This window comes from Pseudomonas sp. TE21394 (assembly GCF_054057835.1).
Genome location: NZ_JBSRZR010000001.1, coordinates 4,196,926 through 4,209,377, shown reverse-complemented (window position 1 = coordinate 4,209,377; position 12,452 = coordinate 4,196,926). Strand labels below are relative to the sequence as shown.

The 12,452-nt window shown below is 64.6% G+C and carries 10 protein-coding genes; 3 read left to right on the top strand and 7 right to left on the bottom strand.

Annotation, left to right across the window (positions count from 1 at the left end; translation table 11 throughout):
• Nucleotides 1-83: 83 nt before the first annotated feature.
• Nucleotides 84-899 (top strand): DUF6708 domain-containing protein, encoded by an 816-nt coding sequence (locus tag ACVWZT_RS19275; protein ID WP_457470817.1) that lies wholly within the window; start codon nt 84-86, stop codon nt 897-899.
• 44 nt (nt 900-943) lie between these two features.
• Here the strand turns inward: ACVWZT_RS19275 and ACVWZT_RS19270 are convergent, their stop codons facing one another.
• The 7 genes from ACVWZT_RS19270 to ACVWZT_RS19240 all read right to left on the bottom strand — a co-directional run bounded on the left by ACVWZT_RS19270 (nt 944) and on the right by ACVWZT_RS19240 (nt 8,351).
• Entirely contained in the window at nt 944-1,123 is a 180-nt protein-coding gene (locus ACVWZT_RS19270) for a hypothetical protein (RefSeq protein ID WP_406819147.1), read from the bottom strand.
• 89 nt (nt 1,124-1,212) lie between these two features.
• Nucleotides 1,213-1,515 (bottom strand): hypothetical protein, encoded by a 303-nt coding sequence (locus ACVWZT_RS19265; protein WP_457470815.1) that lies wholly within the window; start codon nt 1,513-1,515, stop codon nt 1,213-1,215.
• Between the two features lie 335 nt (nt 1,516-1,850).
• Nucleotides 1,851-2,807, bottom strand: coding sequence for a 2-hydroxyacid dehydrogenase (locus ACVWZT_RS19260; RefSeq protein WP_457470814.1), 957 nt, complete (start codon nt 2,805-2,807; stop codon nt 1,851-1,853).
• Between the two features lie 9 nt (nt 2,808-2,816).
• Entirely contained in the window at nt 2,817-4,148 is a 1,332-nt protein-coding gene (locus ACVWZT_RS19255) for an MFS transporter (RefSeq protein WP_457470812.1), read from the bottom strand.
• A gap of 98 nt (nt 4,149-4,246) precedes the next feature.
• Nucleotides 4,247-5,821, bottom strand: a complete 1,575-nt coding sequence (locus ACVWZT_RS19250; RefSeq protein ID WP_457470810.1) for an aldehyde dehydrogenase (NADP(+)) — start codon at nt 5,819-5,821, stop codon at nt 4,247-4,249.
• Between the two features lie 204 nt (nt 5,822-6,025).
• Nucleotides 6,026-7,015, bottom strand: a complete 990-nt coding sequence (gene araD1 / locus ACVWZT_RS19245; RefSeq protein ID WP_457470808.1) for an AraD1 family protein — start codon at nt 7,013-7,015, stop codon at nt 6,026-6,028.
• A gap of 28 nt (nt 7,016-7,043) precedes the next feature.
• Entirely contained in the window at nt 7,044-8,351 is a 1,308-nt protein-coding gene (locus tag ACVWZT_RS19240) for an MFS transporter (RefSeq protein WP_296229820.1), read from the bottom strand.
• A 182-nt stretch (nt 8,352-8,533) separates the two neighbouring features.
• On the opposite strand from ACVWZT_RS19240, the gene ACVWZT_RS19235 reads away from it, so the two are divergent.
• Together ACVWZT_RS19235 and ACVWZT_RS19230 are read left to right on the top strand one after the other, a co-directional pair.
• Nucleotides 8,534-10,267: an IlvD/Edd family dehydratase gene (locus ACVWZT_RS19235; RefSeq protein ID WP_457470806.1), complete on the top strand. Its 1,734-nt coding sequence runs from the start codon at nt 8,534-8,536 to the stop codon at nt 10,265-10,267.
• A gap of 1,430 nt (nt 10,268-11,697) precedes the next feature.
• The gene (locus tag ACVWZT_RS19230) at nt 11,698-12,420 is read left to right on the top strand and encodes a FadR/GntR family transcriptional regulator (RefSeq protein ID WP_289132925.1); all 723 of its coding nucleotides are present in this window, start codon (nt 11,698-11,700) and stop codon (nt 12,418-12,420) included.
• Nucleotides 12,421-12,452 lie beyond the last annotated feature (32 nt).

Here is a 12,452-nt window from a genome sequence, read left to right as displayed (position 1 = left end):
GCGGCGACACTGCTGATATGTTACTGATCAGATAAGAGACTCCCAGATGCCTATGTCTAGATCTGCGTTAAGGAAGCCAATGAATGAAAGCCAAACCAAAAATACTTTCGGAGCGGGCTTTATGCTGGAGTCATGATCTGCCCGATGTCAGTTCGAGTGCAGTTCCACGCATAAGCTTTGAAGACATAGATCCCTCGCCAAACTTTTTTGATGGGGTATGCCTGGAGCTTCCTCGTTCTACTGTCAGCTTGCGTGGCATTATCACATTAACAGGAGCGCCGATACTGGCTTTTACTATTGGTGCCCTTATCTACATGCCTGGCATTTTTTTTGATATTAATTGGTCGGGTGACTGGCATATTGACCTACTAGCCTCGCTAACGATTTTAATAGGCATATGGGCTACCGCGACATACATAAAGATAGATTTGGTGCTACCACGGGACGAACCTATCCGCTTCAATCGCCTACGACGCAAAATCTATCTCTATCAATTCAGATTTCACTACATCTATCTGTTCAGCCGTAAACACTGGGGCGTAAAACCGGTCGCCTACAACTGGGACGACATAACCGCCGAAGTCTACCGAGTCTACGCCCCCGGCCACGGTGGCCTGATCGAAAACGTCATGCTGTCAATCCGCAATCCGGAAACCAACGAAGTCATCGACCGCGTGTTCTTCACCCACGACCTCCGCCGCGGCGAAGCCTACTGGGCCATTGCGCGATTGTTCATGCAGCAAGGGCCCGAAGCCTTGCCGGCATTCGTCCACCCACCCCGTGACTGGAACGACGACGATGGCCTGAGCCACATGCATTGCCTGGCACCAAAAGTTCACTGGCCGGAAGACATAGACCGTGAATCTCGTACTGCCCCGTCTGAGACAGAGGTTCGATGATGGTGCCGCGGTTGGGCAGCCTTACTGTACGCCTGCCCAGCCAATCATTCCCTGCGTTGGTCCAGCCCTACGGCAGGCTGCTCGACGCTCTGCCTGCCATCATCAGCCAGGCCGTCATCGGCCTGGCCATCGCCGCCCTCTTCTTCGTTCATCAGCGGGTCGTCATCAGGGTCGGGGATGGTCGGCCGATCGGGGTCAACTGCCGGGTCGGGTGAAGTGGGCAAGTCAGGGTTCGTACCGCCTTGTGCACTCGGATCGGGGCTCATCGCTGCATACCTCTCACAAAATTGTTAAACGAATCTCGGGCCACCTATCAGCGCGGTTGCGGATGCTCGGCAGAAACCGAATTGTTGGCTTCCACATCCTGCATCTCTTCCTCGACAGGGCCCTCGTCATCCGCAGGTAACGGGACTTCCCCAGCACCGCTGCCGGCCTGCGCGTCGTTGGTCCTTGCGCTGCCATTGTCCCGATCCAGCTGCCCGTCCTGGTCCGAACCGGGGTTGCCAGGCGGTGGGTCCCAATCGACGGGACGCTTTTCGGACCACGCCTCGCCGACGCCTTGCCTTGGCTCGGACTCGGTTTTCTCGAGGCCGGGGTCTTTCTGATCGCTTGCCATGAAAGTTCTCCTCGGTTTGCGCGTTGATCGCGCATACAGATCGGACGGGAAACGGCCAGCAGCAGTGCCCTGGGTTCGACAGGTGGCGCAAAAGGCCGGGATACCGACCATGGCCCGCCGCTCTGTAAAGCGTTTCCCGTTAGGGTTCGGAGGCCGTCAAGGCCCTGTTCAACACGAGGATCGGCCAAGTCATCGACCGCCTGTTCCTGTATCAAACTTAAAGCAAGGCAAGCCAGGGTGTTCGAGGTTGACCGGTTGGGGCGCTCGACCACCTTGTAAGCCAGGTCAATACCGGCGCCTGCTGGACGATGCTTCTTTGCTGGCTGTGCATAGCCCTATGGAACAGGATGGTTCGGTGCCCTGCCCTCTAGCACCGCTGCCAACTCGGCCGCCGCAGTTCGCGCCATCAATGCACGCGCCTCGACGGTGGCCGAGCCGATGTGCGGCAGCGCTACCACCTGGGGCAACGCCAGCAACGGCGAGGCAGCCGGCAGCGGCTCTTGCTCGAACACGTCCAACCCGGCTGCGGCGAGCTGCCCCTCGCCCAGCGCCTGCACCAGCGCGGCCTCATCGACCACAGCACCACGGGCGATATTGACGAACACTGCATCGGCCCGCATGGCTGCGAACTGCTCGCGACCGAACAAGTGATGGGTGGCCGGACTCAACGGCACGCAGACGCAGACGAAGTGCGCCTCGCCCAACAATTGTTGCAGCGGCACCCGCCTCGCGCCGAACTGCGCTTCATACTCGGGCTTGTCACTATTGCCGCTGTACAGCACCTGCATGCCGAAACCGAAATGCCCGCGCCTGGCCAGCGCCGCACCGATGCGGCCAAGTCCGACGATACCCAAGGTCTTGCCGTGCACATCGCGGCCGAAGCGTGTGGCGTCGATAGCGTGCGTCCACTCGCCATCACGCACCATCCGCGCCAGCTCGCCAGCGCGTCGGGCAGCCATCATGAGCAACATGAACCCGGTATCGGCGGTGGCTTCGGTCACCGCATCCGGGGTGTTGGTCAAGCGGATACCGCGCTTGCGCAAGTATGCCAGGTCATAGTTGTCGAAACCCGCAGACACGCTGGCAATGGCCTTCAATGCCGGGGCCTGGTCAAGCAGCTCCGCACCCAGCGGCAAGGTACTGCCGATCAGCCCGTCGGCAGTGGCCAGCGCCGCAAGAAAGCGTTCGCGGTCGGCCAGCGGCTGGTCGAAACGCTGAAAGTGGTAACGTCGGCCCAGGTCGGCCAGCACCTCGGCGCTGGAAATGGGACCGAAGGAAACGACACGTTGCATGGAACCTCCTCAGTTGATGCGCGTTTCAGGTTGAGCCGCGTACAGCCGGCGCGGGACGCCCCAGATGATCAATACCACCGCCAGCAGGCTGACTGCCGTCAGCAACCACAGTGCCGGGGTCGGCGACCCGCTGACGTCGCGTACCCTGCCGACCAGGTACGGGCCGACAATGCCGCCGAGCTGGCCGATGGAGTTGATCAGCGCAATGCCGGCCGCCGCCGCCAGGCCGGCCAGGTACTTCGGTGGCAGGGTCCAGAAGATCGGCATCCAGGCGATGATCCCGGTCATGACCAGGCTCATGCCGAGCATCAACAGCCACAGCTGGCCACTGAAACCCGCGCACAACGCATAGCCTGCGGTGGTGATGGCCGCACAGCTCGCCATGTGCCAGCGACGCTCGCCGCGCAGGTCGGAGCTGCGGCCGATCAGCAGGTTGCCCACCACCGCGACCAGGTACGGGACCATGGTCAGCAAGCCGATGTCCATGGCATCGACCACGCCAGCATTGCGAATCAACTGTGGCATCCAGAACAGCAGCCCGGTCAGTGCCATCACCAGGCACAGGTAGATCGCCGACAACACCACCGAGGCCGGCTCGCGCAGGATGGCGCGCACCGAGCTGCCCCCTTCGGGCCTGGGCTCGGCATCAAGACGCTCGCGCAGGTAGCGCTTTTCTTCAGCGTCGAGCCAGCGGGCATCCTCGATGCGGTCACTGACCAGCCACAGTACCAGCAGGCCCAGCAGTACCGACGGCAGCCCCTCGAGCAGGAACAGCCACTGCCAGCCGGCCAGCCCGTTGACCCCGTCGAAGTGGCTGAGAATGAACCCCGCCAACGGGCCGCCGACAATGCCGCACAGGCAGATCGAACTCTTGAAATAGGCGTTGATGCGCGCACGGCGGTCGCTGGGGTACCACTGGGTAAAGAAATACAGCACCCCGGGCACGAAACCGGCCTCCATCACGCCGATGAGGAAACGCAGCACGTAGAACCAGGTTTCGCTGGTGACGAACATCATCGCCGCCGAGGTCAGGCCCCAACTGATCATGATGCGGGCGATCCAGATGCGCGCGCCGATGCGGTGCAGCAACACGTTGCTCGGCACCTCGAACAGGAAGTAGCCGACGAAGAACAGGCTTGCGCCCAGCCCGTAGACCGCGTCGCTGAAGCCCAGCGCGCTCTGCATCTGCAGCTTGGCAAAACTGATGTTGACGCGGTCCAGGTAGGCGAACAGGAAACACACGATGAACAACGGCACGATGCGCCAGTTGATCTTGCGGAACAGGTGGTTATCCAGCGATTCCCGCGCGACCAGGTCGGCGGGTAAGGAGTGACTGGGCATGGCTGCAACCTCTTGTTGTTGTTCTCGGGGTATGGGTCGAATGCCCGCCCGGGCCTTGGCCGGGCGGGGGCAGCGAGATAACGGCGCAGCTCCAGGCGTCAGGCCAGCGCCTCGCGGCTGTGCTGGCCGTCGACCAGGCGTTGCAGGCCCAGCGGGTTGGCATTTTTCAGGGCGTCGGGCAGCAGCGCGTCCGGGTAGTCCTGGTAGCACACCGGGCGCAGGAAGCGGTCGATGGCCAAGGTGCCGACCGAGGTGCCACGTGCATCGGACGTGGCCGGGTACGGCCCGCCATGCACCATCGCATCGCACACTTCCACGCCGGTCGGGTAGCCGTTGAGCAACAGTCGCCCGGCCTTGCGCTGCAGCACCGGCACCAGCGCGGCGAAGCGCTGCAAGTCTTGCGGCTCGGCAATCAGGGTGGCGGTCAGTTGCCCATGCAGGGCTTGCACGGCGCGGCGCAGTTCGGCTTCATCGGCAACGGCGATGGCCACCGTGGCCGGCCCGAACACCTCTTCCTGGAGCAAGACGTCACCGTTCAGCAGCAGGCTCACGTCAGCCTGGAACAGCTGCGCCTGGGCTTGGTCGCCCGCTTGTTCGGCACCGGCCAGATGGCGCACGCCCGGGTGCTGGTGCAAGCGTTGCACACCTTGGGTATAGCTGCGCAAGGTGCCCGCATTGAGCATGGTCTGCCCAGGTTGGTCGGCCAGTTGCGTGCCAAGCGCGCTAAGGAAGCTGCTGAAGGCTTCGCCAGCGATACCCAGGACCAGCCCAGGGTTGGTGCAGAACTGCCCGCAGCCCAGCACCACCGAGCCGGCCAGTTCCCTGGCCACCTGCTCGCCCCGGGCCTGCAAGGCCGCCGGCAATATCAGCACCGGGTTGATGCTGCTCATTTCGGCGAACACCGGGATCGGCTGCGGGCGCGCCGCCGCCAGCTCGCACAGGGCCCGGCCGCCTTTGAGCGAGCCGGTAAAACCCACCGCCTGGATCGCCGGGTGGCGCACCAGCGCTTCGCCGACACCGGCACCGTAGATCATGTTGAACACGCCGGCGGGCATGCCGGTGGCGAGCACGGCGCGCTCGATTGCCTCGGCCACCTGCTCGGCGGTGGCCATGTGGCCGCTGTGCGCCTTGACCACCACCGGGCAGCCGGCGGCCAGCGCTGCGGCGGTGTCACCGCCGGCGGTAGAGAAGGCCAGCGGGAAGTTGCTGGCGCCGAACACCGCCACCGGGCCGAGACCGGTGCGGTACTGGCGCAGGTCCGGGCGTGGCAGCGGCTGGCGCTGTGGCTGGGCGCGGTCGATGCGCGCACCGAGGAAGTCGCCGCGGCGCAGCACTTGGGCGAACAGGCGCATCTGGTTGCTGGTACGCGCCCGTTCACCTTGGATGCGCCCAGCCGGCAGCGCGGTTTCGCGGCACACGGTGGCGATGAAGGTGTCGTCCAGCGCATCCAGCTGGTCGGCAATGGCATCGAGGAACTGCGCGCGGCGTTGCGGCGCCAGCGCGTTGTATTCGGCAAACGCCGCTTCGGCCGCCTGCGCGGCGGCGTCCACTTCTTCTGGGGTGGCCTGGGTAAAGGCCTGCGGCAAGGCTTCGCCGGTACGCGCATCGAGGCTGTGCAGGCGCACGCTGCCAGCAGCGCTGCGCTGGCCGCCAATGAAGTTGCTTGCGGTCATGGTTGACTCCTGTAAATGAGAAGGAAGGTTCAGATGCTCGTCTCAGGCAGTTAGTGGAAAGGGGCTGCTGCGCAGCCCATCGCAGGCAAGCCAGCTCCCACAGAAACCGCGCAGTTCTGGCAGCTTGCGCCGTATTTGTGGGAGCGGGCGAGCCCGCGAAGGGCCGCAAGGCGGCCCCGATCCATCAACCGGCTGGCAGCGCGATCAAAGGCTTTTCACCAGCCCGGGGCGGACCTGCGCGGGTGCGGCCGCAATGCCATTGCGCAGCGGCTGGCCAAAGGCGTCGAGGCTGACCTCGAAGGTATCGCCCGGGCGCGCCTGGATACCGTCGGCGAACGACAGCGTGGCGGTGCCGAAGTAATGCACGTGGATATCGCCAGGGCGCAAAAACTGCGGGTACTTGAAGTGGTGGAATTCCAGGTTCTCGAAGCTGTGGCACATGTTCTGCTCGCCCGACAGGAACGGCTTGCGCCACAGTTCGCGGCCATCGCGCAGGATGCGGCTGGTACCTTCCAGGTGCGCCGGCAGCGCGCCTAGGCGCAGCTCGGGGCCGAAGCTGCAGGCGCGCAGCTTGGAGTGGGCCAGGTACAGGTAGTTGCGCCGCTCCATCACATGGTCGGAAAACTCGTTGCCCAACGCATAACCGAGGCGATACGGGGTGCCGTCGGCAGCGATCAGGTACAGCCCGACCAGCTCCGGCTCCTCGCCGGCATCCTCGGCAAACGCCGGCAGCGGCAGGTCGGCGCCCGGGCGCACGACGATGCCGCCGTCGCCCTTGTAGAACCACTCCGGCTGCGCGCCCTCCTCGCCTGCCGGCGGTCGACCGCCGTCCAGGCCCCACTGGAACATGCGCATGCTGTCGGTCACGGTACCTTCGGCCTGCTGCTGGTGCATCTTGTCGCGGGTCGCGGCGCTGCCCAGGTGAGTCAGCCCGGTGCCGGTGACCAGGCAGTGCGCCGGGTCCGGATGGTCCAGCGGTGGCAACACCCGGCCTTCGGCCAGCAGGGCCAGGTAGTCGTGGCGCTCGCCCAGGCCAGCGGCCTGCACTTCGGCGGCCAGGTCACGGCCAGCGGCAATGGCTTGCAAGGCCAGCTCACGGGTGCTGCCGGTGCCACGTACTTCCAGGGCGTACTCGCCTTCCACCACGCCCACCCGGCGTGCGCCGGTGGCGGTTTCGAATTGAATCAATCGCATGCTTGTGCTCGCTTTTCGGTTGCCAAATTTAGCGGGAGGCCGGGGCTACCCGCGTGGAAGCCAGGCGCTGGCGGCGCTCGAGGCGGTTGTAGACCACCCCGGTGAGCAACAAGCCGAACAGCATCACCACAGCCAGGAAATACAGGCCCGACGACAGCTGCCCGGTGTGCTCCTTGAGTGCACCGATGCCGAACGGGCCCAGGTAGCCGCCGAGGTTGCCGATGGAGTTGATCAGCGCGATGCCGGCAGCGGCACTGGCACCGGAGAAGAACCGCCCCGGCAAGGTCCAGAAGATGGCCGTGCAGGAGAACAGCGCGAAGGCCACCAGGCACAGCGCCGCCAGCTGCAGGCCGGGCACGCTCAGCCAGGCACTGAGGAACAGGCCGAGCGCCCCCAAGGCGTAAAGCAGGCCGAGGTGGCCGTAGCGGTCATTCAGGCGGTCGGAACTGCGCGGCACGATCAGCAGGCCGATGATGCCGAACAGGTACGGCACCGCCGAAACGAAGCCAGTGACCAGGTCGCTGCCGCCAAACTGGTGGATCAGCGTCGGCAGCCACAGGCCCAGGCCGTAGATGCTCAGGGTGACCGGCAGGTAGAACAGCGCCAGCAACAGCACCCGCCCGTCCTTCAGGGCATGCAGGGGGTTGCCGTGGCGGGTCTGGCCGAACTCGCGCAGGTCGTTGGCCAGCTGTTCCTGCAACCAGCTGCGTTGCTCGTCGCTGAGCCAGCGTACCTTGGCCGGGCCGTCCGGCAGCAAGCGCAGGGTTGGCCAGGCCAGCAGCACCGCGGGGGTGCCGATGCAGATGAACAGCCATTGCCAGCCATGCAGGCCGAGGCTGCCATCGAGCCCCAGCAGCGCGCCGGAAAGCGGCCCGGTAATCAGCATCGCCAGCGGCTGGGAAAGGATGAAGAAGCCGAGGATCTTGCCGCGATGGCGCACCGGGTACCACTGGGTGATGTAGTACAGCACCCCCGGGAAGAAGCCCGCCTCGGCTGCCCCCAGCAGAAAGCGCATCAGGTAGAAGCCGTTGGGCCCGGTGACGAACGCCATGCCGACGGTGATCGCGCCCCAGGTAACCAGGATGCGGGCGAACCAGCGGCGCGCGCCGAAGCGGTCGAGCAACAGGTTGCTGGGCACCTCGAACAGGAAATAACCAATGAAGAACAGCCCGGCTCCCAGGCCATAGGCCGCGTCACCCAGGCCGATGTCGGCGCCCATGTGCAGCTTGGCAAAGCCCACCGCAGAACGGTCGACATAGGCCACCAGGTACAGCAGGACCAGAAAAGGGATGAGTTTCAGTGTGATCAGGCGGACCAGCCGCTGCTCCTGAATCATGGCGATGTCTCCGATTGTTCTTGTAATGGGCAGAGCACTCTGGTCGGGCTTTTTGGCAGGCCATCGACCGAGAAATCGATCTTATAGTATTACTATTTAAAACAACAAGCCTTCACATAGCGCTTTTTTGTCGATACAGTCGGCCTCACAACGACAAATAGTAATACTAATTAGGTGTCCCCATGTCTGATCACAAACGCCCGCTGCGCTCCGCCCAATGGTTTGGTACCGCTGACAAGAACGGTTTCATGTACCGCAGTTGGATGAAGAACCAGGGCATCCCGGACCACGAGTTCCAGGGCAAGCCGATCATCGGCATCTGCAACACCTGGTCGGAGCTGACCCCGTGCAACGCGCACTTCCGCAAGATTGCCGAACACGTCAAGAAAGGCGTGCTGGAAGCGGGCGGCTTCCCGGTGGAGTTCCCGGTGTTTTCCAGCGGCGAATCCAACCTGCGCCCCACCGCCATGCTCACCCGCAACCTGGCCAGCATGGATGTGGAAGAGGCGATCCGTGGCAACCCGGTGGATGCCGTGGTGCTGCTGACCGGCTGTGACAAGACCACCCCGGCGCTGCTGATGGGTGCGGCGAGTTGCGACGTGCCGGCGATCGTGGTTACCGGCGGGCCGATGCTCAACGGCAAGCACAAAGGCAAGGACATTGGCGCCGGCACCATCGTCTGGCAGATGCACGAGGCCTACAAGGCCGGCCAGATCGACCTCAACGAGTTCCTCTCGGCCGAGGCCGGCATGTCGCGCTCGGCGGGTACCTGCAACACCATGGGCACCGCCTCGACCATGGCCTGCATGGCCGAGGCACTGGGCACCTCGCTGCCGCACAACGCCGCCATCCCGGCGGTGGATGCACGCCGCTACGTGCTCGCCCACCTGTCGGGCATGCGCATTGTCGACATGGTGCGCGAAGACCTGCGCCTGTCGAAGCTGCTCACCCGCGAGGCGTTCGAGAACGCCATCCGCGTCAACGCCGCCATCGGTGGCTCGACCAACGCGGTGATCCACCTCAAGGCCATCGCCGGGCGCATCGGCGTAGACCTGCAACTGGAAGACTGGACCCGCATCGGCCGCGGCACGCCGACCCTGGTCGACCTGCAGCCCTCGGGCCGCTTCCTGATGGAAGAGTTCTACTACGCCGGCGGCCTGCCCGCGGTCATCCGCCGCCTGGGCGAACATGGCCTGCTGCCCAACCCCGGCGCGCTGACCGCCAACGGCAAGAGCCTGTGGGACAACTGCCAGGCTGCGCCGCTGTATGACGAAGAGGTGATCCGCCCGATCGACAAGCCGCTGGTGGCCGACGGCGGCATCTGCATCCTGCGCGGCAACCTGGCGCCCAAGGGTGCCGTGCTCAAGCCGTCGGCGGCCACCCCGGCGCTGATGCAGCACCGTGGTCGGGCGGTGGTGTTCGAGAACTTCGAGGACTACAAGGCACGCATCAACGACCCCGAACTGGAGGTGGACGCCAGCTCGGTGCTGGTGATGAAGCACTGCGGGCCGAAGGGCTACCCAGGCATGGCCGAGGTCGGCAACATGGGCCTGCCGGCCAAGCTGCTGGCCCAGGGCGTGACCGACATGGTGCGTATTTCCGACGCGCGCATGAGCGGCACGGCGTATGGCACCGTGGTGCTGCACGTGGCGCCGGAGGCTGCGGCGGGTGGGCCACTGGCTGCCGTGCGTGAAGGTGACTGGATCGAACTGGATTGCAAGGCAGGCCGCCTGCACCTGGACATTTCCGAGCAGGAACTGGCTGGCCGCCTGGCCGACCTGCAAGCCCCGCCGCAGTTGATCAGCGGTGGCTACGCCAGGCTGTACCTGGACCATGTAATGCAGGCCGACGAAGGTTGCGATTTCGACTTCCTGGTCGGTTGCCGCGGCGCGGCGGTGCCCAAGCACTCGCATTAAGGCGCGTCCTTGGGGCCGCTTTTTGCGGCCCCAAATCGCTTGACTGAGTTGCATCAGAGCATGCCCACAAACACCGGCAATGCCGCCCTCCGCGTCGCCTGCTTCGCGGGGTAAACCCGCTCCCACAGGTACTGCGCTGGCTTCGCGTTGACACTACACCTGCGGGAGCCACTGTCTTGCTCAAATGTTCAAAGCTGGCGTTAGTCCTGTGGGAGCGGGCTTGCCCCGCGAACACCGGCGCAGCCGGTGCCATCCACTGCGTCGCCTGCTTCGCGGCACAAGGCCGCTCCCACAGGTACTGCGCTGCTTCGAGTTGTCACTACACCTGCGGGAGCAACTGTCTTGCTCAAATGTTCAAAGCTGGCGTTATTCCTGTGGGAGCGGGCTTGTCCCGCGAACACCGGCGCAGCCGGTGCCATCCACTGCGTCGCCTGCTTCGCGGCACAAGGCCGCTCCCACAGGTACTGCGCTGCTTCACGTTAACACTACACCTGCGGGAGCAACTGTCTTGCTCAAATATTCAAAGCTGGCGTTATTCCTGTGGGAGCGGGCTTGCCCCGGGAACACCGGCGCAGCCGGTGCCATCCTCCGCGTCGCCTGCTTCGCGGCACAAGGCCGCTCCCACAGGTACTGCGCTGCTTCGAGTTGTCACTACACCTCTGGGAGCAACTGCCTTGCTCAAATGTTCAAGGCTGGCGTTATTCCTGTAGGAGCGGGCTTGCCCCGCGAACACCGGCGCAGCCGGTGCCATCCTCCGCGTCGCCTGCTTCGCGGCACAAGGCCGCTCCCACAGGTACTGCGCTGCTTCGAGTTGTCACTACACCTGCGGGAGCAACTGTCTTGCTCAAATGTTCAAAGCTGGCGTTATTCCTGTGGGAGCGGGCTTGCCCCGCGAACACCGGCAAAGCCGGTGCCATCCACTGCGTCGCCTGCTTCGCGGCACAAGGCCGCTCCCACAGGTACTGCGCTGCTTCGAGTTGTCACTACACCTGCGGGAGCAACTGTCTTGCTCCAATGTTCAAAGCTGGCGTTATTCCCGTAGGAGCGGGCTTGCCCCGCGAACACCGGCGCAGCCGGTGCCATCCACTGCGTCGCCTGCTTCGCGGCACAAGGCCGCTCCCACAGGTACTGCGCTGCTTCGAGTTGTCACTACACCTGCGGGAGCAACTGTCTTGCTCAAATGTTCAAAGCTGGCGTTAGTCCTGTGGGAGCGGGCTTGCCCCGCGAACACCGGCACAGCCGGTGCCATCCTCCGCGTCGCCTGCTTCGCGGGCACGCCCGCCCCCACAGGTACTGCGCTGGCTTCGAGTTGAGACTACACCTGTGGGAGCGGCTTCAGCCGCGAACACCGGCGCAGCCGGTGCCATGCACCGCGTTGCCGCGCTAATGCTATGATGCTGCCCCCGCCCGAAGGATCGCCCCCGCCGCACATGAACTACCGCCAGCCCACCACGCGCAAGAGCATGCACGCCACCCTGGTCCAGGACCTTGGCGTACAGATCGTCTCCGGCCAACTCGCACCCGGGCAGAAGCTGCCCTCCGAGGCCAGCCTGTGCGAAACCTACGCGATCAGCCGGCCGGTATTCCGCGAGGCCATGCGCGCCCTCACCGCCAAGGGCCTGATCGAAGCCCGCCCGCGTACCGGCACCTTGGTCCGGCCCCGGCATGACTGGCACATGCTCGACCCCGATGTACTGCACTGGCTGATGCAGGCCACGCCGCAGCAGGAATTCTTCAACATGCTGTCCAGCGTGCGCTGGGTCATCGAGCCCGCCGCCGCCGCGCTGGCCGCCACCAACGCCAGCGCCGAGGACGTCGCTTCGATCGCCGAGGCCTACCAGCGCATGGAAGCCGCACGCAACCATGAAGAGCGCCTGCAACCCGACCTGGACTTCCACGCCCGCATCGCCGACGCCACCCACAACGACCTGCTGGCCTACCTGTGCAACATGCTGTCGATGGCACTGCGCGAGTCGGTGCGCTATTCCAACCAGCGGGCGAATTTCGACCAACTCGCCCTGCCCCGGCACAAGGCAATCCTGACCGCCATCCAGAACGGCGACGCGCTGGGCGCGCGGCATGCTTCACTGGTGCAACTGGAGGATGCCCGGGTGGCCTTGGCCAAGGTGCTGGGCCAGGACCCGGCTAGCTGAGCCCGTGCTGAACGGTAGCCATGCCGCCGCCG

What these genes read in the sequence shown, in the direction of transcription:
- ACVWZT_RS19250 (WP_457470810.1), bottom strand. Translation starts at nt 5,821, where the DNA reads ATGACCGCAAGCAACTTCATTGGCGGCCAGCGCAGCGCTGCTGGCAGC.
- ACVWZT_RS19265 (WP_457470815.1), bottom strand. Translation starts at nt 1,515, where the DNA reads ATGGCAAGCGATCAGAAAGACCCCGGCCTCGAGAAAACCGAGTCCGAG.
- ACVWZT_RS19275 (WP_457470817.1), top strand. Translation starts at nt 84, where the DNA reads ATGAAAGCCAAACCAAAAATACTTTCGGAGCGGGCTTTATGCTGGAGT.
- araD1 (WP_457470808.1), bottom strand. Translation starts at nt 7,015, where the DNA reads ATGCGATTGATTCAATTCGAAACCGCCACCGGCGCACGCCGGGTGGGC.
- ACVWZT_RS19235 (WP_457470806.1), top strand. Translation starts at nt 8,534, where the DNA reads ATGTCTGATCACAAACGCCCGCTGCGCTCCGCCCAATGGTTTGGTACC.
- ACVWZT_RS19255 (WP_457470812.1), bottom strand. Translation starts at nt 4,148, where the DNA reads ATGCCCAGTCACTCCTTACCCGCCGACCTGGTCGCGCGGGAATCGCTG.
- ACVWZT_RS19240 (WP_296229820.1), bottom strand. Translation starts at nt 8,351, where the DNA reads ATGATTCAGGAGCAGCGGCTGGTCCGCCTGATCACACTGAAACTCATC.
- ACVWZT_RS19260 (WP_457470814.1), bottom strand. Translation starts at nt 2,807, where the DNA reads ATGCAACGTGTCGTTTCCTTCGGTCCCATTTCCAGCGCCGAGGTGCTG.
- ACVWZT_RS19230 (WP_289132925.1), top strand. Translation starts at nt 11,698, where the DNA reads ATGAACTACCGCCAGCCCACCACGCGCAAGAGCATGCACGCCACCCTG.